Raw genomic sequence first — 21,885 nt, forward strand, 5'->3', positions numbered from 1 at the left:
GAACCTGTTTGAACAACAGATCGGCACTGTTTGCCGGTCGGTAATGACATTGACTGAATGTAATCGAGATTGGAACGCATGAACGAGTTGAAGATCCTGGCCGTTGATACCGCCACCGAAGCCTGCTCTGCCGCCTTGCTGGTGGGCGACAAGGTGTTTTCCCGTTGGGAAGAGGCGCCGCGGGATCACACCCGCAAGATTTTGCCCATGGTTCAGGCTCTGTTGGAGGAAGCCGGGATAAGTTTGAGCGAGCTGGATGCCATCGCTTTCGGCCGTGGCCCGGGCTCCTTTACCGGTGTGCGGATCGGCATCGGGGTCGCCCAGGGGCTGGCCTTTGGCGCCGGTGTGCCGCTTATCGGCATCTCCACCCTGGCGGCCATGGCGCAGGGGGCTCATCGTCTGGACGGGGCCGAGCATGTGCTGACCGCCATCGATGCGCGGATGAACGAGGTTTACTTCGGTCACTATGAATGGCGCGATAGTCGCATGCAGTTGGTAGGTGAGGAAGTGGTGAGCGATCCCGCCGCCCTGGTGGCAAGTCGTGGCAAGCTGGCAGACCAGGTGACTTGCGTCGGCACCGGCTTTGAAACCTATGGTGACACCCTCGCAGGGCTTGCCGACGAGCGGATGGGGAGCAAGGTGCGCTTCCCGGCAGCAGAAGACATGCTGCCCCTGGCACGCACCGCCTGGCTGGCGGGCGAGGCGGTGGCTGTGGAGAAGGCGACCCCGGTTTACTTGCGCGACAAGGTGACCTGGAAGAAGCTGCCGGGTCGCGAGTAAGGGCAGGGTAGGCAATGGCCGTGGTGCCACCCTTGCTACCAATCGATGAACATCCCCTGCCGGCCGGTGCAGTTGGCACTGGTCGGCGCGGGAACTGACGATCTGAAAAGGAGAGTGACATGTTCAAGCGTGCGATGGTGATGGGGGCGGCTGTGTTGCTGCTCGGAGCCTGTAGCTCTGTGCCCAAAGAGCTGGCCTATGAGCCTGAAAATCAGCTGGTGGCCTATCAGCCCGCGCTGGCACTGGAGGGCAAGCCTGCCCGCTGGAGCGGGGTGATTGCCGCGGTGCACAACAAGGCGGATCAGAGCGTTATCGAGGTGGTCTATCTGCCGCTTAAATCCAACGGGATACCGGAGCAGACCGAGCAGAGTCCGGGGCGTTTTTTGGCAGTCATGAAGGGCTTTGTCGACCCGACCCTCTATGCCAAGGGGCGCAGCCTGACGGTGCTGGGGACCACGGACAAGCCGGTGGACGGCCAGATTGGCGAGCACAAGTATCGCTTCCCGGTGCTCAAGGTGACGGGCAGCAAGCTGTGGCCGCCGGTCAAGGAGGTGGAGATCCGCTATATGGACCCTTACTTCTACGACCCCTTCTATGATCCCTTCTGGCCGAGACGGCCGCTGCGCCGCTAGGGGTGAACATGATTGACAGCCTGCAGGAGCGTTTTCTCACCCTGGCGGACGGTCGCCGGGTGGCCCTGCTCGACAATGGCCAGCAGGGCAAGCCGCTGCTGGTGGCCCTGCATGGCTGGCTCGACAACAGTGCCAGCTTTCTGCCTCTCGCCCCTCATCTTGATGCCTTTCACCTCATCTGCGTCGATCTGCCGGGGCATGGTCACTCGGATCACAAGCAGACCCCCTATGTCTTCGTCGATTGGCTGGACGATCTCTACCAGATCACCCAGGCTGCTGGCTGGAACAGGTTCACCTTGCTTGGTCACTCCCTCGGGGCGCTGATCGCCTCGGCCTATGCCGGGGTGTTTCCCGAACAGGTGACGCGCCTCATCATGCTGGAGGGATTGGGGCCGCTGAGTCAGCCTGATGAAGAGGTGCCAGCCCAGCTCAAACGCGCCATTGTCAACCGCAGCCGTACCCGCGAGCGTGCCTCCCAGGGTTTTGCGTCCATCGACGATGCGGTGGCCGCCCGCTGCAAGGTGGCGGACATCTCTTTGGCCGCGGCGCGCCTTATCTGCGAGCGCCAGCTGGTGAAGCAAGATGGCCGCTGGCACTGGCGCAGCGACCCTAGGTTGCGGGATCTCTCGCCCCTTCGCATGAGCGAGGGGCAGGCCAGGGCGCTGATGGGGGCAATCCGCGCGCCCGTGCTCTTCATTCAGGGGGAGCAGGGCTTTGCCAGCCTGCAGGCACAATGGCAGTCGCGTCAGGATGCTTTCAGAGAGATAGAGCGGGTCCTGCTGGCGGGAAATCACCATTTTCATATGGAAAATTGTGCCAAGACCGCTGTTTGTATCGAAAATTTCTGCGAAATTCGGTAGAATCAGCGGCTTTCAATAATTCCAGGTTTGTTTTCCCCCTCACACTTTTTCATTGTTAATGTGCTGTTAATTGATGTTGCCCTATGTAAATATGGGCGGCGTTAGAGTATGAGCTTAAAACAGTTGATTGAAATTGCAGTGAACAGGGACGGAGGCAACACAGTGAGCGCACAGGTGCTAGTTATGCAGGAGAAGTTCGTGGAAAAAGTCTGGCTGAAGCGTTATCCGGAAGGGGTTCCGGCCGAGATCAATCCAGACCAATACAGCTCCCTGGTCGATATGTTTGAAGAATCGGTAAACCAGTTCGCCGACCAGCCCGCCTTCGTCAACATGGGGCAGACCATTACCTACCGCCGACTGGAAGAGCAGTCCCGCGCCTTTGCCGCCTACCTGCAAAACGAGCTCAAGCTGAGCCGTGGCGATCGGGTGGCGGTGATGATGCCGAACCTGCTGCAGTACCCCATCGCCGTGTTCGGCATCCTGCGTGCCGGCATGATAGTGGTCAACGTCAACCCGCTCTACACCCCGCGGGAGCTGGAGCACCAGCTCAATGACTCGGGCGCCAAGGCCATCGTCATCGTCTCCAACTTCGCCCATACCCTGGAAAAAGTGGTCTATGACACCCCGATCAAGCACGTCATCCTGACCCGGATGGGGGACAACCTGGGGCTGGCCAAGGGGACCCTGGTCAACTTCGTGGTGAAATACGTCAAGAAGCTGGTGCCCAAATACAATCTGCCCCACGCCAGCACCATGCGCCAGGCCCTCTCCAAGGGGCGTTACCTGCAGTACATCAAACCCGAGATAACCAACGACGATCTTGCCTTCCTGCAGTACACCGGCGGCACCACAGGCCTCTCCAAGGGGGCCATGTTGACCCACCGCAACATGATTGCCAACGTCGAGCAGTGCCTCGGCGTCTACGGCCCCATGCTGGAGCGGGGCAAGGAGTTCGTGGTCACCGCGCTGCCGCTCTACCACGTCTTCGCGCTCACCGTGAACTGCCTGCTGTTCATGCGCCTTGGTGGTTACAACTTGCTTATCAGCAACCCGCGCGACATCCCGGGCTTTGTCAAAGAGATCAAGAAGTACCCCTTCACCTGCATCACCGGGGTGAACACCCTGTTCAATGCACTGGTCAACAACGACGAGTTCCAGGGCATGGACTTTACCAAGCTCAAGCTGACCATCGGCGGCGGCATGGCGGTGCAGCGGGCGGTGGCCGAGAAGTGGAAGACGCTGACCGATACTCCGCTGCTGGAAGGTTATGGCCTGACCGAGTGTTCGCCGCTGGTGAGCGTCTGCCCGTATGATCTGAGCGATTACAACGGCTCCATCGGTCTGCCGGTCTGCTCCACCGATATCCGTCTGGTGGATGACAACGGTCAGGTGATCACCGAATTTGGCACCCCGGGCGAGATGCAGGTGCGCGGCCCGCAGGTGATGAGCGGTTACTGGCAGCGTCCCGAGGCCACCGCCGAGGTGATGCAGGATGGCTGGCTCTGTACCGGCGACATTGCCGTGTGCGACGAGCAGGGCTTCTTCAAGATCGTCGATCGCAAGAAGGACATGATCCTGGTCTCCGGTTTCAACGTCTACCCGAATGAAATTGAAGACGTGGTGGCGCTGCACCCGAAAGTGCTGGAAGTGGCGGCCGTCGGCGTGCCGCACAATGTCTCCGGCGAGCTGGTGAAGATCTTCGTGGTCAGGAAAGATGCAAAACTGCAGGAAGACGAGATTATTGCCCACTGCCGCAAACATCTGACTGCCTATAAGGTGCCGAAACTGGTAGAATTTCGCGACGAACTTCCCAAGACCAATGTGGGCAAGATCCTGCGCCGCGTGCTGCGCGACGAAGAGATTGCCAAGCAGTAACCGGCGTCGCCAGGCCCCTTGGCTAGGCAGCGCAGTGATGCAAAACCGTGGGACATCCCACGGTTTTTTCTTTTGGCCCTGAAAACTTGCAGGCAAAGATGCACTATCAATTCATTTCACAGCAAGCCGAACTGGAGCAGTATCTCGCTTCTCTGGCCGACGTTCCCCTGGCCATCGATACTGAATTCGTTCGCACCCGCACCTATTACCCTCAACTGGGCCTGTTTCAAATTTACGACGGCAAACAGCTGGCGCTGCTCGATCCGCTCACCCTGGATCTCGCCCCGCTCTGGCGGCGGCTCGGTCGGGAAGGGCAGATCGCCATCCTGCATGCCTCCGGCGAGGATCTCGAGCTTATCCAGCACGAGGCCGGTCATTTGCCGAACCAGATGCACGATACCCAGCTGGCGGCCGCCTTTCTGGGCTATGGCGTCTCGGTGGGCTTTGGCGCCCTGGTCAATGAATTCCTCGGCGTGGCCCTTGAGAAGGATCAGGCCCGTACCGACTGGCTGGCTCGCCCGCTGACAGACCGCCAGCTCGAATACGCGGCGGCCGATGTGTTCTACCTGATGCCCCTCTACGACAAGGTGATGAGCAAGCTGCGTGAAAGTGGCAAATTCCCCTGGTTCGAGCAGGAGTGCCAGAACCACTCCGCCCGCAAGACCCAGGGCAACGATCCCCGTCAGGCCTATCTCGAGATCGTCAACGCCTGGCAACTGGGTCGCCGCGAACTGGCGATCCTGCGCGAGCTGGCCGCCTGGCGTCAGCAGGAGGCGGTACGCCGGGATCTCGCCCTCAACTTCGTGGTCAAAGAGCTGCATCTGTTCAAGGTGGCGGAGCGTCGGCCCGCGTCCCTTCGCGATCTCAACGAACTGGGGCTCTCGCCCATCGAGATCAAGATCCACGGCAAGCGGATGCTGGATATCGTCGCCAAGGCCCAGCAGAGCGATCCCGACAGCTGGCCCGAGCCCATTCGCCGTCTGGTGGACTTCCCCAAGTACAAGGCGGAGCTCAAGCGCATCAAGGCCCTGGTGGACGAGAAGGCCAAAGCCAGCAATATTCCGCCCGAGCTGATCGCCAGCAAGAAGATCATCCACCAGTATTTCACCTGGAGCTGGCGAATGAGCGACGAAGAGCGGGCCCGCGCCGACAAGCCCATGCTGCTGCAAGGGTGGCGTCATGAGCTGGTAGGTCATCTGCTGGAGCAGTAAGCCAACGCTTGGCGGCCTGAAAAATCCTCACCCCCGGGTGGGGATTTTTGTTTTCTGCTCTTGAAGGCAGAGTTGAGCTCGTGGTTGCCCCGCCCGGATAGCGGCCTCTCTTGGCGGCAATCGATGGCAATGGGCAAAAAGCAGGATGCAGCGGCGGAAAAGGTGCCAGTTAACTGCAAAATGACAGCGAAGAAGCAAAGAGAAAGAGAAGAGAGGCAGCGGCCCATGCCGCTGCCTTTTTATTACCAGATAGGCTGGGTCAGGTAGGGGTTGCTCACCTTCTCGCGGCCGAAGGTGGAGCTGGGGCCATGACCCGGAATGAAGACGATCTCGTCACCCAGCGGCAGCAGGGTTTCGGTGATCGACTTGATCAGCGTCCCGTGATCCCCGCGCGGGAAGTCGGTACGGCCAATGCTGCCGGCAAAGAGCACGTCACCGACCCAGGCGAGCCGCTCGGATTGGCTGAGCAGCACGATATGGCCAGGGGTGTGGCCGGGGCAGAAGTAGACGTCCAGCTCGCACTTGCCCACCTGTACCTTGTCACCCTGTTCGAGCCAGCGGTCGGGGGCGAAGGCGGGGGTATGGGCAAATCCGAACATCTGGCTCTGCTGGGGCAGCATGTCGAGCCAGAAGGCATCTTCATGGTGGGGGCCGGTGATAGTGACGCCGGTTCTCTCCCGCAACTCTGCGGCGGCGCCCACGTGATCCAGATGACCGTGGGTCAGCAGGATGTGAGTCAGGGTCAGCCCCCGCTTGGCGATGGCGGCCAACAGTTTATCCGCTTCGCCACCTGGATCGACAAGGGCCGCCTCATTGGTCTCGTCACACCAGATGAGGGAGCAGTTCTGGGCGAACTGGGTGACCGGGATCACCTCGAATTTCAACATGGGAATTCCTCTTGCAGCGCTTGCTGATAAGGGCCGGATCAGATAGCCTGGTTGGCGTGCTGCTCGGCAAAATAGTCGAGACAGGCCTGCTTGTCGCCCCGAAACACGATGCGCTCCTGCTTGTTGCCAAGCTGGTAGAGATACATGGGATCGTAGTAGCGGGTCAGCAGCAGGGTGATCCAGGCCAGATGCAGCTCGGTATCACCGCTGCGGCTTTGCTCTTCAAGGGCCGTTTGCATCAGCTGATCCAGCTCGCGGTGGGCCTGATCCCCCAGGCGGCGCTTGAGGCGGGCCAGGGCGTCGGTCAGGTAGGCGGCAAACAGGGGCCAGCCCTCTTCATTGCCATACATGGCCTGATAACGCAGCCAGAGATCATGCACATAATCCTCGCGGATCTGCTCGGCGCGCTCGTGTTGCGGCACATCCACCACCACCAGCGGTGCCTGGCACATGGTCTCATAGAGAGAGAGCGGCAGGCAGCAGCGACCGATAAGGCGGCTCTCGTCTTCCACCACGAACGCTTGCTCGCCGTGGTGACGACGCTTGAGCAGCTCAATGGCCAGGTTGTTTTCAAAATTGATGTTGCTGGGCTGGCCCCCCGGCAACTGGCCAAACGACGACCCCCTGTGGTGGGCATGGCCCTCCAGATCCACCGCCTGGGTCACCTGATCCAGCATATGGGTCTTGCCGGAGCCGGTCATGCCGGTCAGCACGCTCCAGTGACACTCGGCGGAGGCCCTGTCCTGGGTATCAATCAGGAAGCGGCGCAGCTCCTTGTAGCCTCCGGCGATGCGGGGACGGGTCACCCCGGCCTCATGGAGCCACTGTTGTACGGTTTGCGAGCGCAGGCCGCCGCGAAAGCAGTAGAGCAGGGCATCTGGCTGCTGGCGCAATTGCGCCAGCCAGCCTTCGATGCGCTCGGCACGTACCGTTCCCCCCACCAGCTTGTGACCAAGCTCGATGGCGGCGGCCTGACCCTGCTTCTTGTAACAGGTCCCCACCTGGGCGCGCTCATCGTCCGTCATCAAGGGCAGGTTGGTGGCACAGGGGAAGGCCCCCTCCTTGAACTCGATGGGGGCGCGCAGGTCAATCAGGGGGACGTCGTCCAGAAAGACCCGGGCGTAGTCGGTGATCAGCGGCAATCCGCTCATTGGATAACCTCGATAAAGCGCTTGCCTTCCAGAGCCTTGATCTCGCCGATGGGTGAGAGGGAGAGGCCGGCGTCACGGGCGATGGCGAGCAGGGCTTCCTCGCTCTCCTTGCCTACGGCCACCAGCAGGCCGCCACTGGTCTGCGGATCGCACAGGATGTTGCGGGTGCGATCGTCCATGGCGTCGAGCTTGTGGCCGTAAGAGTCGTGGTTGCGCAGGGTACCGCCCGGCACGCAACCCTCACTCAGGTAGTAATCTACTTCGTCCAGCAGCGGCAGCGCCTTGAAGTCGAGGCGGGCGCTGACCCTTGAGCCTTCGCACATCTCCAGCAGATGGCCGGCCAGACCAAAACCGGTCACGTCAGTCATGGCGTGGACCCCCGGCAGCGCGGCGAATTGCTGGCCAATCTTGTTGAGGGTGCACATGGCGTTGGGGGCCAGTTGCTCGTGCTCGGGCTTGAGCTTGCTCTTCTTCTGGGCAGTGGTGAGAATGCCGATGCCAAGGGGTTTGGTCAGATAGAGGGTGTCACCCACCTTGGCGGTGTCGTTCTGCTTGATGGCATCGAGCGGCACGATACCGGTCACCGCCAGGCCGAAGATGGGCTCCGGGGCGTCGATGCTGTGGCCGCCGGCCAGTGAAATCCCTGCCTCGTGACACACCTGACGACCGCCGTCGATCACCTGTTGGGCCACTTCGGCGGGCAGGGTGTTGATGGGCCAGCCGAGGATGGCGATGGCGACGATGGGCCTGCCGCCCATGGCGTAGATGTCACTGATGGCGTTGGTCGCGGCGATGCGGCCAAAGGTGAAGGGATCATCGACGATGGGCATGAAGAAGTCGGTGGTGGAGACAATGCCCTGACCGTTGCCGATATCGACCACGGCCGCGTCATCCTTGCTGCTGTTGCCGACGATAAGGGTCGGATCGTTGAAGCCCGGGATCTGGCTCTTGAGAATGGTATCGAGCACCTTGGGAGAGATTTTGCAGCCACAGCCAGCGCCGTGGCTGTATTGGGTCAGACGAATGGAAGACATACTTACCCCCTTGCTTGTGCAGGCGCTCCGGTGGGGCGCCTTGATAAACGGGCGGAATGAACCGCAAAAAACGGGTGGCCTTGGCTGCCATCAAAGGCGGCGCCGCAGGCAGTCACGCAGGGCTGCCAAGCCGGACGGGGAAAGGGGGCGACCAGATGCGCCAGCGTAGCCCCGTCAAGGGCCACAGGACGGGGTATTATGCCACAATCGGCCCCGCAGGTTCGAACAGGAATTCATGGCCAAAACGACCAATTGCTGGACAATTGGCCCCGTTATCGGGAGAAATGGGTCATAAAGGGCACATTACAAGGAGTTCAGGTGAACACGACACTGCGAGTCAACCACCCCATCACGCCAGAAGCCTTCGTCCAGTTGCTGGAGAAGACCACATTGGGCGCCAGGCGCCCCACGGAGAATTTGTCGACCATTCAGGGCATGCTGGATAACGCCGGTCTGCTGGTGACCGCCTGGCAGGGAGAGGAACTGGTAGGGGTGGCCCGCTCGGTGACCGATTTCTGTTACTGTTGCTATCTCTCTGATCTGGCGGTGGCCGAGGCGGTGCAAGGGCTGGGGATTGGCAAGGCATTGATCCGCGAGACCTTCCTGCAGCTGCAACCGGGTTGTAAGTTGATCCTGCTGGCCGCCCCACAAGCGGTGGATTATTACCCCCGCCTCGGGTTTGGCCAGCATCCCAGTGCCTGGGTCATGAACAGTCTGGACGAGCTAAGTTAACCGGCCTGGCCCATCCGAGGGGCGCTATCATCCCGCCCGCTCCAATGCCGGTTGGCGCGCCTGACCAACGCGGCGCAGGCGCCGCTGCAGCGGCCGCTCAAAGAGGTGATAGCTCACCGCCGAGAGCGCGATCAACACCGCCAGCATCAACAGGATCGCCACCACTCCCAGCAGTGGATTGGTCTGGGCATACCACCACTCGGTCAATTCTGGCGCCAGGTAGTGGATCAGCTCACAACCGGTCAGCAACACCAAGGCATGGAGCAGATAGATGGAGTAGGAGAGATCCCCCAGCCAGTTGGTGAGGCGGTTATCGAGCAGGTGCAGCAGCGGGCTTTGGCGCTTCCCTTGAGAGGCGGCAATCCAGATAAGCAGCACGTAGGCGCAGATCAGCAGCAGGGTCAGTTTCGGCGTCATGGTGAACTGCAGCAGCACGAAGGGCAGCAGGAAGGCGATAAGCAGTGGCAGATCCCGTTGCATCATGGACAAACTCCGCGCTGCCTTGACCCTGGGCAGCAACCAGAGGCCGAGCACGAATTCACTTACTCCACGACCGACCGCCAGTGCCCCGCTGGTGACATCCAGCGTCCCCCGGCTATGCACGATAAAGGCCAGCACCGTCAGGGCAAGCAAGGGGGAGAGGTGACTCCAGCGGCTGCGGGTGACCGCGAGCGGAATGAGCAGCGGGAACAACAGATAGCTTATCCACTCCACGCTCAGGGACCAGGCGGCGAAGTTCCAGGTCAGCCCCTGATCCGTCACTACCTGCAGCAGCAAGAGTGCACTTGGCAGCGCCTCGGCCGGGGTAAAGGGGGAACCAAACGGAGGCATTCCTTCCCACTCCCACATCTTGAACAGGGGGCCGCCGTAGAAGCCCACTCCGTGCTGCGCCTTGTAAAGCTCCCAGCCTACCAGCAGCACCAGGGTTACAACATAGAGGGGGTAGACCCGGGTCAGTCGCAGCCAGAGAAAGCGGCCATAGCTGACGGTGCGGCGGGGGGCGGTGAAGGCCTCACCGTAGACATGGGCCAGCACCAGCCCGCTCAGGATAAAGAAGAGATCGACCCAGAGATAGCCATTCTCGATGAGTCGGGTGACCCCAGCTATCGACTCCATCCACTGGGGAAAGAGCAACAGACGGGCGTGGAACAGCACCACCATCAGGGCAGCGATGCCCCGCAGCGGTGTCAACAGCGGCAATGATTGATTCATGACGTTATCCCTTGTGATGTTCAGCTTGGCCTGACATCGATTTTTGTTGTTGTGCCGACCCCTCAGTCCTGATGGGGCTGGTCCCGGGCGCAGGATCGCCTCAGGCTGGCTTACGTTACGAGAAAGAGAGTCATACGAGTGTGACCAAAGTCATGAATGTGCACTTATTGTGCAAAAACAGGCAGCAAAGGATGACAGGGGCCAAGCGGGGCGAGAAGGTGAAAGGAGAGGGGGCGGGCCACAGCACCAACGACAAGGGCGCGGCAAAAAAATCAGGCCCGCAATAGGGCCTGATTGATCAAAAGGGGAGGGAGCTTGCCGATCAGCGGGCGCGCACCACCAGCCCCTTGAGGTAGAAGCCTTCCGGATAGGCGGTACCGATGGGGTGATCGGAGGCCTGGGAGAGCAGCTCCAGGATCTGGGCATCGCGACCGGCATCGAGGGCCGCATCGGCGACGATCTTCTGGAACAGGCTCTGCTCCATCAGGCCGGAGCAGGAGTAGGTGAGCAGCACGCCGCCCGGCGCCAGCAGCTGGAACGCCAACATGTTGATGTCCTTGTAGCCGCGGCAGGCACCCAGCAACTGGGCCTTGCTCTCGGCAAACTTGGGTGGATCCAGCACGATGACGTCGAACTTCTCGCCTTTCTCGCGGTATTCGCGCAGCAGCTTGAACACGTCGTGACGCACGAACTGGGTATTGCTGGTGTCCAGGCCGTTCAGCTCGGCGTTCTGGCGGGCGATGTCCAGTGCGTTCTGGGAGAGATCCACGTTGACCACCTCCTTGGCGCCGCCTTTGAGGGCATAGACGCCAAAACCGCCGGTGTAGCAGAAGCAGTTGAGCACCCGCTTGCCTTCGGTGTACTTGGCGGCTGCCTGACGGTTGTCACGCTGATCCAGATAGAAGCCGGTCTTGTGGCCGTTGCGGATGTCCACCAGGATCTTGACGCCGCCGTTCTCCTCGATCATCACGGGTTCGTTCGGAGTCTCGCCGTAAATCACGCCGGTGCGCTCTTTCAGACCTTCCTTCTTGCGTACCGCCACATCGGAGCGCTCATAGATGCTGCACTCTGGGTAGAGGGTGCGCAGGGCCTGGGTGATGAGGTCACGCTGGAACTCGGCACCGGCGGAGAGGATCTGGCACACCAGAAAATCGGCGTAACGATCGATGGTCAGACCCGGCAGGCCGTCGGACTCGGCGGCGCACAGGCGATAGCCGGTGAGACCCTGGCGCTTGATCAGTGGATCGCGGGACTCCTGGGCATAGGAGAGGCGGCGGATAAAGAAGTCGAGATCGATGGTCTCGTCCTTGTCGAAGGTCCAGACCCGGGCGCGGATCTGGGAGCTGCCGGACCAGGCGCCACGGGCGAGCCACTTGCCATCGTTTGAGTAGATCTCGACGGTGTCGCCGTCGATGGGGTTGCCCTGAACCCGCTCGATCCCCTTGGAGAAGATCCAGGGATGGCGACGCAGCAGGGATTTTTCGCGGCCTTTGACGAGATAGATGGAAGCGCTCATGGGTAGTTGCCGATGGTAGAAATAAAAGGGGCCACATTCTATGTGGCCCGCAGGTAAAACTCAAACGACCCGGCGCATTTACGTCCTCCGGCCTGATCTGGCGAAATGCGCAATCAGATCTTGATCCCCTTGAGGGCCTGGGTCAGTTCGCTGGCGGTGGCTTTCAGTCCCTGGGTGCCCGCCACCGAGGCGCTGGCGGACTCCTCCACCTGCGCCGCCTCGTGGCGCACCTGATCCAGGTTGTGAGTGATCTCGGCGGCCACCGAGCTCTGCTCCTCGCTGGAGGTGGCGATCTGGGTGCTCATCTCCAGCACCGCATCGCTGTGGTTGCTCAATTTTTCGATATCCAGCCCCACTTCGCTGATCAGCTGCTGGCTGCTGGCGGCGCGACCGACGGTCTTCTCCATGATGTCGTTCAGCGCCCCGGTGCCGGCCTGCAGCTCTTCAATCATCTGCTGGATCTCCACAGTCGCCTGCTGAGTGCGGCTGGCGAGGGTGCGCACCTCGTCGGCGACTACCGCAAAACCGCGCCCCTGCTCGCCGGCGCGGGCGGCCTCGATGGCGGCATTGAGTGCCAGCAGGTTGGTCTGCTGGGAGATGGCGTTGATGACGTTGACCACTTCGTTGATGCGATTGGCGTTGTGAGTCAGCCGCTCCACCGCGCCGGAGGCGTTGCCAATCTCGTCGGCCAGGGTGCGAATAGCCTCTATGGTACGGGCCACCCGCTCGGCACCGTTGGCCGCCTCTTCGCTGGACTGGCGAGTTTGTTGCAGGGTGTCGTTGGCGTTGCGAGCCACTTCCCGGATGGCAGCGGACATCTGCTCCATGGCGGTGGCGAGGGAATCCATGTGCAGGCGCTGGGCGCGGGCCATGGCTTCCCCTTCGCCGGCGTGCTCGCGAAACTCGTCGGCGGCCAGGGTCAGCGCCTCGGCGGACTCTTCTACCAGTTTGACTATCTTGTGCTGACGGTCGGTGAAGCGGTCTATGCTGCCCGCCAGCACCGAGAATTCGTCCCGCACCGGGAAGAAGTTAAGACGAAAGGTGAGGTCCCCGTCGGCGACGGTCTGCAACGCCTTGTTGGTGGAGTAGAGGGCGCCGGAAACAAAGGTCATCATATAGTGGATGACCAGGGCCATCAGGACTGCGAGGACGGCGATGAGGATCAGAGTTGAGCCCTGATCATCCCACATGGATAGATTGCTGACATCGAGCTGGCCGGTGACGTAGCCCGCCTGGCCCGCTGCAGCGCTGAACCGGTAGTGCTCCCCCTGTTGCTGCAGGCCGGCGCTGCCTTGCGCCTCCAGACGCAGATTGGCGGGCAGGGCGAGGCCGGGTTGCTGGCTTACCAGCTGGGCCACCGTTTCGACCCGTTCCTGCAGTTGCTGAACCCTGAGCTGGATCTCCTGCTCATGACTGCTGGCCAGCATGTACCAGCTGAGAAAGGCAATGATCAGCAGTGGGAGCCAGAACGAGACGTAGAATTTTTCACCAATGGTCAGGTGAATGAGATAGCGGTCAACCCAACGGAATTTAACTTCTTTCATAATGGAGCTGCATCCTGCAGAAGAGAGAGTGTCGCGCACATTATCGTCTTGGCAGCCAATTCCTTAAGCAGAAGGTGTGAGAAATGGGAGAGCAATCGTTTGTCATTCGGGTGTGGGGACAGGTTCAGGGCGTCGGGTTTCGCTATTTCACTCGCGAGCGTGCCCTGCAACTGGGCCTGCGAGGGCATGCCTACAACCTGGAAGATGGCTCGGTGGAGATCCTGATCTGTGGTCCAACGCAGGGGGTACAGATGATGCTGGGCTGGCTGGAGCATGGCCCGCGTACCGCCAGGGTGACCCGGATGGAGTATGAAGAGGCGCCGCCGCCCAAGGGACAGGGTTTTCATACCAATTGAGATCGACGAAAAGGAAGCGGGAGCCCCGTGGGCTCCCGCTTTTGTTTGCATTATTTGGCCTGTGCGGCGTCGGCGATGGCCTGGGTCTTGGCGAGCACCGCCTGCAGGGCGGGGCGCTTGGCCAGGCGATCCCGATAGGCCGCCAGCTTGGGCGGAATGGTCTGCTCGAAGCGGGTGGCCCACATCAGGGTATGGGCCAGCAGCAGATCCGCGATGGTTACCTGCTCACCCAGCAGGTAACCCTGCTCTGGTACCCAGGATTCGGCAATGGCAGCCGCCTTGTCAAACTCCCACTTGGCGGTGGGGAAGATGGCCGTCAGGCGCTGGGTCTCGGGCAGGGCGAAGCGGTGCTTGCCGATAGTCCACAGCGGCTGCTCCAGCTCGCAGGTGATGAAACTGACCCACTGGGCGTGCAGCGCCGAGGCCTGCGTCCCTCTCTCTGGCAGCCACTCTGGCCCGTATACCTCGGCCAGGTACTGCATGATGGCGGCAGATTCGGTCAACACGAACTCCCCATCCTTGATCACCGGCATCTTGCCACTCGGGTTGAGGGTCAAAAACCAGTCGCTGCGGTTTTCCCCCTTGGCAAAGTCGAGAAACTGGAACTGCCACTCGATACCCAGCTCTTCCAGCAACCAGGAGACGCGCAGTGCCCGGCTGACAGGGGTTCCATATAAGGTGATCATGCTTACTCCTTGCCGTGATGAATGACGGGTCGATGACCCGACGAGAACCGCCAGTCTAGGCAAATTGCACGATGGCGACAACCATCCGCGAGGAAGGAGGGCAAGTCTTCTTGTTAACCCTTGGCGCAGCGGCGCGGGCATGAAAAAAGAGAGGCCAGGGGCCTCTCTTTGAATGGGATGTGAAATTGCGCCTACTTGACGCGCATGCCGGGCTGGGCGCCTTCCTGGGGCTCCAGGATCCAGAGATCCTTGCCGCCGGGGCCGGCAGCCAGCACCATGCCTTCGGACATGCCAAAGCGCATCTTGCGCGGGGCCAGGTTGGCCACCATCACGGTCAGCTTGCCTTCCAGATCTTCGGGGTTGTAGGCGGACTTGATGCCGGCGAACACCTGGCGGGTTTCGCCGCCGATGTCGAGCTGCAGTTTCAGCAGCTTGTCTGCTTCCGGCACCGCTTCGGCCTTCTTGATCAGCGCCACGCGCAGGTCCACCTTGGCGAAGTCGTCATAGGTGATGGTCTCGTTGATGGGGTCATCAACCAGCGGGCCGGTCACTTTCGGCGCCTGCTCCTTGGCCAGATCCTCCTTGGAGGCTTCGATCATGGCTTCAATCTTGGCCGGCTCGATGCGGGAGAACAGCGCCTTGAACGGGGCGACGGTGTGGTCGACCAGCGGGGCGGCGATGCCGTCCCAGGTCAGGGTCTCACCCAGGAAAGCTTCGGCGCGCTCGGCCAGCTGCGGCATGACGGGCTTCAAGTAAGCCATCAGCACGCGGAACAGGTTGATACCGACGGAGCAGACCGCTTGCAGCTCGGCATCTGCCCCTTCCTGCTTGGCGATGACCCAGGGGGCCTTGTCGTCCACATAGCGGTTGGCCTTGTCAGCCAGGGCCATGATCTCGCGGATGGCGCGGCTGAATTCGCGGCTCTCGTAGGCATCGCTGATGGCGGCGCGGGCGTTGGCGAACTCGGCATAGAGTTCGGGCTCGGCACAGGTGGCGGCCAGTTTGCCGCCGAAGCGCTTGGCGATAAAGCCGGCGTTACGGGAGGCGAGGTTGACCAGCTTGTTGACCACGTCGGCGTTGACGCGCTGCACGAAGTCTTCAAGGTTCAAGTCCAGATCGTCGATGCGGCTGTTGAGCTTGGCGGCGTAGTAGTAGCGCAGGCACTCCGGATCCAAGTGGTTCAGGTAGGTGGAAGCCTTGATGAAGGTGCCCTTGGACTTGGACATCTTGGCGCCGTTGACGGTCACATAGCCGTGTACGTTGACCTTGGTCGGCTTGCGGAAACCCGCCCCTTCCAGCATGGACGGCCAGAACAGGCAGTGGAAGTAGGCGATGTCCTTGCCGATGAAGTGGTAGAGCTCGGCGTCGGAATCCGCTTTCCAGTAGCTGTCAAAATCGATGTCGCCGCGCTTGTTGCACAGATTCTTGAACGACGCCATATAGCCGATGGGGGCATCCAGCCAAACGTAGAAGTATTTGCCAGGGGCGCCCGGAATTTCGAACCCGAAGTAGGGGGCGTCGCGGGTGATGTCCCACTGCTGCAGGCCGCTTTCGAACCACTCTTGCATCTTGTTGGCCATCTCTTCCTGGATGGCACCGGAGCCACGGACCCAGCCGGCCAGCCAAGCTTCGAACTGGGGCAGGTCGAAGAAGAAGTGCTCGGAATCCTTCATCACCGGGGTCGCGCCGGAGACGGCGGATTTCGGGTCAATCAGTTCAGTCGGGCTATAGGTGGCGCCGCAACTGTCGCAGTTGTCACCGTATTGATCCGGAGACTTGCACTTGGGGCAGGTGCCCTTGACGAAGCGGTCCGGCAGGAACATGGCCTTTTCCGGATCGAATAGTTGGGAGATGGTGCGGCTGCTGATCTTGCCGGCCTCTTTGAGACGGGTATAGATGAGGCTCGCCAGCTCGCGGTTCTCTTCGCTGTGGGTGGAGTGATAGTTGTCGAAGCTGATGTTGAAGCCGGCGAAATCGGCCTGGTGCTCCTGGGAAACCGCCGCAATCATCTCTTCCGGGGTGATCCCCATCTGCTGCGCCTTGAGCATGATCGGGGTGCCGTGGGCATCATCGGCACAGATGAAGTGGACCTGATGACCGCGCATTCGCTGATAACGAACCCAGATATCGGCCTGGATGTGTTCCAGCATGTGGCCAAGGTGAATGGAGCCATTGGCATAGGGAAGGGCGCAGGTTACCAGCATTGTACGAGGATCAGTTGCCATAATACGTTCTTGATGTGCTTGTTGGGATGATACAGTGCCGTGCATGTTACCCGAATTGGGGGTAGCCTGCCTAGGGTTGTGGCGCTGCCCCGCCCGGTGGACGCCGTGTTGAGCGCGGCAGGCAAGCCACTGATTTGTGTGCGGTAACCGTTCACCTCAAGATAATGACGAGATAATGAGGAGTTAATGGTGATTGATTCAGTAAAACAGATCCTCGCCGAATTTAAGCCTGCCGGCTGGCACAAGGATCTGGTCGATGCCGGCTTCGTGCGCGAGATCATCCATGAAGATCAGGGGCTCACCATTCGGCTGGTGCTGCCCTTTGCCGGTCTCTCGCTGCTTGAGCAGCTCAAGGAGGACTTCGACGCCAGGCTGCGCACGGCGACCGGGGTCTCCCGCATCGACTGGCAGCTGGAGATAGACGTCGCCAGCATGCCGCGGGCCCAGGGTCTGGCGGCGGTGCAGGGCATTCGCAACATCATCGTTGTCGCCTCCGGCAAGGGGGGGGTGGGCAAGTCCACCACCGCCGTCAACCTGGCGCTGGCACTGCAAAAGGAGGGGGCGCGGATCGCCATTCTGGATGCGGATATCTATGGCCCCTCCATCCCAACCATGATGGGTACCCTCAAGGAGCGCCCCGTCAGCCATGATGGCAAGATGATGGAGCCGGTCATGGCGTGCGGCCTCAAGAGCAACAGCATCGGCTATCTGGTTGCCGAGCAGGACGCCACCATCTGGCGCGGCCCCATGGCAAGCAAGGCGCTGGCGCAGATCCTGGGTGAAACCCGCTGGGGCGAAGTGGATTATCTGGTAGTGGACATGCCGCCAGGCACCGGCGACATCCAGCTCACCATGGCCCAGCAGGTTCCCACCTCGGGGGCGGTGATCGTCACCACACCGCAGGATGTGGCGCTGGCCGATGCGCGCAAGGGGGTGGCCATGTTCAACAAAGTCGATGTACCCGTGCTCGGCATCATAGAGAACATGAGCTACCACGTCTGCAGCGCTTGCGGTCATCACGAACCGCTGTTTGGCACCGGCGGTGGCCAGAAGATGGCGGAGCAGTATCATGTGGCGCTGCTTGGCCAGATGCCGCTGCACATCGACATTCGCCAGCATATGGATGACGGCTGTCCGACCGTGTTCGGTGCGCCGGAAGGCACCCTGGCTCAGGCCTATCTGAAGCTGGCCCGCAGGGTAGGGGCTGAACTCTTTTTCAGCGCAAAACCGATTGCGACCCCCCTCTACACCCGGGCGCTGGGTGATTAATCGGCTGTCGATAGCTTGAAAAGGAATTGAGGGTGGGCATGGCCCACCCTTTTTCATATAATGGATCGGTTTAAATCATCCCCACAGCTCTTCTCTTTTAGGTATTTGTCATGTCTGATACTCAACATTCGTGTGTGATCATCGGTATTGCGGGCGCGTCTGCGTCCGGTAAAAGTCTTATCGCCCAGACCATTTATGAAGAGCTGGTGGCTGAGCTGGGGGCTGGGGAAATCGGTGTCATCTCCGAGGATTGCTACTACAAGGATCAATCCCACCTGACCATGGAAGAGCGGGTCAAAACCAACTATGACCATCCCAGCTCCATGGATCACAGCCTGCTGGTAGAGCACCTGGGTTCTCTGCTCAAGGGGGAGGGAGTCGAGATCCCGCAATATTCCTACTCCGAGCACACACGGATGAGTGAAGTGACCCGCTTTGCGCCGCGCAAGGTGATCATTTTGGAAGGGATCCTGCTGCTGACCGACAGCCGTCTGCGCGATTTGATGGATGCCTCCATCTTCATGGATACCCCGCTGGATATCTGCCTGCTGCGCCGTCTGGTGCGTGACGTGCAGGAGCGTGGCCGTACCATGGATTCCGTACTCAAGCAGTACCAGAAAACCGTGCGCCCCATGTTCCTGCAGTTTATCGAGCCTTCCAAGCAGTATGCCGATGTGATTGTGCCCCGTGGCGGCAAGAACCGTATCGCGATCGACATGCTCAAGGCGCGTATCCGCCACATGTTGATTGGTTAAGATGAAACAAGCCGGGTGATACCCGGCTTTTTTAAATGAATAATTTGTCAGGAGAGTCGCCCAATGCGTCTTTGTGATACCGATATCGAACGTCATCTGGATGAAGGCAAGATCATCATCGAACCCAGACCCGGTGTGGAGCGGATCAGTGGTGTCAGCGTCGATGTGCTGCTCGGCAACGAGTTTCGGGTATTTCGCGATCACACCGCCCCCTATATCGATTTGAGCGGCCCGAGCAGTGAAATGGCCGACGCCATCGATCGGGTGATGAGCGACGAGATCCACATTCCGGATGGCGAAGCCTTCTATCTGCACCCGGGCCAGTTAGCACTGGCTGTGACTTATGAATCCGTTACCCTGCCTGCGGATATCGTCGGCTGGCTGGATGGTCGCTCTTCCCTGGCGCGCCTTGGCCTCATGGTGCACGTTACCGCACACCGTATCGACCCGGGCTGGTCCGGCCGCATCGTGCTGGAGTTCTACAACGGCGGCAAGCTGCCGCTGGCACTGCGTCCCAAGATGAAGATCGGCGCGCTGAACTTCGAGATGCTCTCGGGGACTGCGGCACGTCCCTATAACAAGCGGGAAAACGCCAAGTACAAGAGCCAGCAGGGCGCCGTTGCGAGCCGTATCAACCAGGATTGAGGTGGCGGCAGATAACATGAAAAGGAGCACTCAGTGCTCCTTTTTTGTATCCGTCTGTCGGCAACCATGGGAATGAGGAGTCATCAAAGGAGGCATGGCCAGCGACAAAAGATGTTTTGCAGTGCGTTTTATGACCTTGATTAGGTCGTTTTGGGATTTATAAATAGTAAAAAAAGCGTTTTTGTAATTAGAAAGCACATGAAAAAACGCGTTTTAAGCAATGATTGGTTAATTTAATTAATCCTCGACAGGCCGTATGGAACCTGTACGTAAGCTGTACTGATGAAAAATGCTCTTTTTTTTTATGGCTGAAATATTTCATGGGTGGCTATGGCGTTGGCCGCCATCTGGCATAATCCGCCGCAACTCATAAACAGGCTTTTTTTTATGTTTGAAATGTTCAGTGGTTTGGGTTTGTGGTGGTCAATTGGTTTGGTATTGGCCGTTTTTTTTGTGCTGGCCTATGAATTTATCAACGGCTTTCACGATACCGCCAATGCGGTAGCAACGGTGATCTATACCAAGGCAATGCCCGCTCATCTGGCGGTTGTGGCCTCCGGGATCTTCAACTTCTTTGGTGTCATGTTTGGTGGCCTGGGGGTGGCTTACGCCATCGTTCACTTGCTGCCCATCGATCTCCTGCTCGGGATGGATTCCACCCAGGGATTGATCATGGTGTTTTCCTTGCTGTTTTCCGCCATCGTGTGGAACCTGGGCACCTGGTTCTTCGGGATCCCGGCATCCAGCTCCCACACCTTGATTGGCTCCATTCTCGGAGTTGGCGGCGCCTATGCCTGGATCAGCCATAAACCGGTGACCCAGGGGATCAACGTGGGCAAGGCCATCGACATCATGCTCTCCCTCATCATCTCTCCAACCATCGGTTTTATCGTCGCGGCCCTGTTGCTGCTGGCAATGAAGCGTATCTGGACCAGCAACAAGATCCATAAAACGCCGGAAGAGCGTCAGCTGGTGGATGGCAAAAAGCACCCGCCATTCTGGGCTCGTCTCACTCTGGTTGCGTCGGCCATGGGGGTGAGCTTTGTACATGGCTCCAACGATGGTCAGAAAGGGATCGGTTTGGTGATGCTAGTGCTCATCTGCATGGCGCCGGCCTACTTCGCGCTGGACATGAACAGCCGCGCCTATGACCTGGATCGCACCCAGGATGCCAATCATCGCATCATGGAGATCTATCAGCGCAATCAGGCGGCGCTGAGTGAGGTGATCAACTTCTCGGCGCCGGCAGCCAGCAAGGAAGAGCTGTTGACTCACTGCTCTGCCGACAGTGCCTTGCAGGCGATGGCGACGCTGGATACTCGCCTAGACGCCGTGCGTACTTACGATCAACTGAGTCCGAGTGATCGCCGTGAAGTGCGCCGTCTGCTGCTTTGTATCGACGATACTGCTCGCAAGGTCTCCAAATTGCCGCTGCCGGCCAAGGAGCTGACCGATCTGGCCAAGTGGCGCAAGGATCTGACCGCGACCGCCGAATACGCGCCGACCTGGGTCATCGTCTCCATCGCGCTGGCGCTGGGGTGCGGCACCATGGTGGGCTGGCGCCGCATCGTTCACACCGTGGGGGAGAAGATTGGTTCTTCCGGCATGACCTACAGCCAGGGTATTGCGGCCCAGATCACCGCAGCCAGCTCCATCGGGGTCGCCAGCTTGACCGGCATGCCGGTATCCACTACGCATATCCTTTCTTCTGCGGTTGCGGGCACCATGGTGGCGAACAAGTCCGGCCTGCAGAGCCAGACCATCAAGACCATCCTGATGGCCTGGGTGCTGACCCTACCGCTGACTATGTTGCTCTCCGGTGGTCTGTTCATTATCAGCAATCATTTGTTTGGTTGAACAGCAACGTAATTTTATAAAAGGGCCTGCGGGCCCTTTTTTCTTGTCCGCAGCTTGAGAGCAGTCGATGCCTTGACCCTCTGAAAGCGAAGACTGCTTTTCATGGGCTTTGTTGTCAGATTGCTTTTACTTGACGACAAGAGGGGACTCCTAATTTCCAAGCTTTTCACGATGGTGATAAGGCAAGGGAAATGAAATCATAGGATAAGACTTGAATGGTCACAGGAATGTTGTGAGGTGAGTTGGTTAGCGACGAAAATAGATTGCCTTGTCGGCAGAGGCTGAACGAGCGGCACAGTTCGTTCTGTATGCGTGACGGCGGTATGTAACGAAGAGTCGATACTTGAAGGGCTAGATGATGTTCCTGCCGAGCCATCTCCGTGTTTGTTATCTCATATCAATGGCCCAAATTCATCGATAGGAGATGCACTGGACTACTCATTGAAACTCGCCACTAGTTATCATCCATCATCAGCCATGTTGTTGATTTGAAAGGGGGGCCGAGAACAGAGATGTGTCGATAAGAACCTCTATATATGCCAACAAACTAAATGTTGATGACAATATCTTAAACCCAGATCTGAAACCTCAATACTCTCTAACAAGGCCAGGCAGTAAAGAGTCGGAGGCGATTGGCAAGATGATGAGGGTAATAGTG

The 21,885-nt window shown here is 59.6% G+C and carries 19 protein-coding genes; 11 read left to right on the forward strand and 8 right to left on the reverse strand.

What is annotated here, in order from left to right; translation table 11 throughout:
- The first annotated feature begins 78 nt into the window (after positions 1–78).
- The 5 genes from tsaB to rnd all read left to right on the forward strand — a co-directional run bounded on the left by tsaB (position 79) and on the right by rnd (position 5,358).
- Entirely contained in the window at positions 79–780 is a 702-nt protein-coding gene (gene tsaB, locus ACB028_RS09150) for a tRNA (adenosine(37)-N6)-threonylcarbamoyltransferase complex dimerization subunit type 1 TsaB (RefSeq protein WP_371144104.1), read from the forward strand.
- Between the two features lie 119 nt (positions 781–899).
- Complete coding sequence (locus ACB028_RS09155; protein WP_371144105.1) at positions 900–1,412, forward strand: Slp family lipoprotein; 513 nt, start codon at positions 900–902, stop codon at positions 1,410–1,412.
- A gap of 8 nt (positions 1,413–1,420) precedes the next feature.
- A complete protein-coding gene (locus ACB028_RS09160; RefSeq protein WP_371144106.1) occupies positions 1,421–2,272 on the forward strand; it encodes an alpha/beta fold hydrolase in 852 nt (283 codons plus the stop codon).
- Between the two features lie 198 nt (positions 2,273–2,470).
- Positions 2,471–4,147: a long-chain-fatty-acid--CoA ligase FadD gene (gene fadD, locus ACB028_RS09165; protein WP_371144169.1), complete on the forward strand. Its 1,677-nt coding sequence runs from the start codon at positions 2,471–2,473 to the stop codon at positions 4,145–4,147.
- A 98-nt stretch (positions 4,148–4,245) separates the two neighbouring features.
- On the forward strand, positions 4,246–5,358 hold the full coding sequence (gene rnd / locus ACB028_RS09170) for a ribonuclease D (RefSeq protein WP_201977573.1): 1,113 nt from the start codon (positions 4,246–4,248) through the stop codon (positions 5,356–5,358).
- 242 nt (positions 5,359–5,600) lie between these two features.
- On the opposite strand, the gene ACB028_RS09175 is transcribed toward rnd, so the two are convergent.
- Genes ACB028_RS09175 through selD form a run of 3 tightly spaced genes read right to left on the reverse strand, consistent with a single transcriptional unit; the run spans position 5,601 to position 8,430 of the window.
- Entirely contained in the window at positions 5,601–6,245 is a 645-nt protein-coding gene (locus ACB028_RS09175; protein WP_371144107.1) for an MBL fold metallo-hydrolase, read from the reverse strand.
- Positions 6,246–6,283: 38 nt separating this feature from the next.
- Positions 6,284–7,396, reverse strand: a complete 1,113-nt coding sequence (gene mnmH / locus ACB028_RS09180) for a tRNA 2-selenouridine(34) synthase MnmH (protein ID WP_371144108.1) — start codon at positions 7,394–7,396, stop codon at positions 6,284–6,286.
- On the reverse strand, positions 7,393–8,430 hold the full coding sequence (selD, locus tag ACB028_RS09185; RefSeq protein ID WP_371144109.1) for a selenide, water dikinase SelD: 1,038 nt from the start codon (positions 8,428–8,430) through the stop codon (positions 7,393–7,395). The genes mnmH and selD overlap by 4 nt, the downstream gene beginning before the upstream one ends.
- Before the next feature lie 318 nt (positions 8,431–8,748).
- Here selD and ACB028_RS09190 point away from each other — a divergent pair, with 318 nt between their 5' ends.
- On the forward strand, positions 8,749–9,162 hold the full coding sequence (locus ACB028_RS09190; RefSeq protein ID WP_371144110.1) for a GNAT family N-acetyltransferase: 414 nt from the start codon (positions 8,749–8,751) through the stop codon (positions 9,160–9,162).
- A 27-nt stretch (positions 9,163–9,189) separates the two neighbouring features.
- Here the strand turns inward: ACB028_RS09190 and ACB028_RS09195 are convergent, their stop codons facing one another.
- The 3 genes from ACB028_RS09195 to ACB028_RS09205 form a co-directional block, all read right to left on the reverse strand.
- Entirely contained in the window at positions 9,190–10,374 is a 1,185-nt protein-coding gene (locus ACB028_RS09195) for an acyltransferase family protein (RefSeq protein WP_371144111.1), read from the reverse strand.
- Between the two features lie 322 nt (positions 10,375–10,696).
- Positions 10,697–11,890 carry a class I SAM-dependent methyltransferase gene (locus ACB028_RS09200; RefSeq protein ID WP_124240638.1) on the reverse strand — a complete coding sequence of 398 codons (1,194 nt, stop codon included), beginning with the start codon at positions 11,888–11,890 and terminating at the stop codon, positions 10,697–10,699.
- A 113-nt stretch (positions 11,891–12,003) separates the two neighbouring features.
- Positions 12,004–13,434: a methyl-accepting chemotaxis protein gene (locus ACB028_RS09205; RefSeq protein WP_371144112.1), complete on the reverse strand. Its 1,431-nt coding sequence runs from the start codon at positions 13,432–13,434 to the stop codon at positions 12,004–12,006.
- 83 nt (positions 13,435–13,517) lie between these two features.
- Between ACB028_RS09205 and yccX the strand changes: the two genes are divergently transcribed.
- On the forward strand, positions 13,518–13,790 hold the full coding sequence (gene yccX, locus ACB028_RS09210; protein WP_026457925.1) for an acylphosphatase: 273 nt from the start codon (positions 13,518–13,520) through the stop codon (positions 13,788–13,790).
- Positions 13,791–13,840: 50 nt separating this feature from the next.
- On the opposite strand, the gene ACB028_RS09215 is transcribed toward yccX, so the two are convergent.
- Together ACB028_RS09215 and metG are read right to left on the reverse strand one after the other, a co-directional pair.
- A complete protein-coding gene (locus ACB028_RS09215) occupies positions 13,841–14,476 on the reverse strand; it encodes a glutathione S-transferase family protein (protein WP_371144113.1) in 636 nt (211 codons plus the stop codon).
- A 191-nt stretch (positions 14,477–14,667) separates the two neighbouring features.
- Positions 14,668–16,701, reverse strand: coding sequence for a methionine--tRNA ligase (gene metG, locus ACB028_RS09220; RefSeq protein WP_371144114.1), 2,034 nt, complete (start codon positions 16,699–16,701; stop codon positions 14,668–14,670).
- 186 nt (positions 16,702–16,887) lie between these two features.
- Between metG and apbC the strand changes: the two genes are divergently transcribed.
- From apbC to ACB028_RS09240, 4 genes are all read left to right on the forward strand, one after another.
- Positions 16,888–17,970, forward strand: coding sequence for an iron-sulfur cluster carrier protein ApbC (gene apbC, locus ACB028_RS09225; protein ID WP_371144115.1), 1,083 nt, complete (start codon positions 16,888–16,890; stop codon positions 17,968–17,970).
- Positions 17,971–18,080: 110 nt separating this feature from the next.
- Positions 18,081–18,725, forward strand: coding sequence for a uridine kinase (udk, locus tag ACB028_RS09230; protein WP_026457952.1), 645 nt, complete (start codon positions 18,081–18,083; stop codon positions 18,723–18,725).
- 63 nt (positions 18,726–18,788) lie between these two features.
- Positions 18,789–19,370, forward strand: a complete 582-nt coding sequence (gene dcd, locus ACB028_RS09235; protein WP_026457951.1) for a dCTP deaminase — start codon at positions 18,789–18,791, stop codon at positions 19,368–19,370.
- Positions 19,371–19,757: 387 nt separating this feature from the next.
- The gene (locus ACB028_RS09240) at positions 19,758–21,227 is read left to right on the forward strand and encodes an inorganic phosphate transporter (RefSeq protein WP_371144116.1); all 1,470 of its coding nucleotides are present in this window, start codon (positions 19,758–19,760) and stop codon (positions 21,225–21,227) included.
- The last annotated feature ends 658 nt before the right edge of the window (positions 21,228–21,885 follow it).

Origin of the sequence: Aeromonas sp. S9(2024) (genome assembly GCF_041403185.1) — a bacterium.
GTDB lineage: Bacteria > Pseudomonadota > Gammaproteobacteria > Enterobacterales > Aeromonadaceae > Aeromonas > Aeromonas enteropelogenes.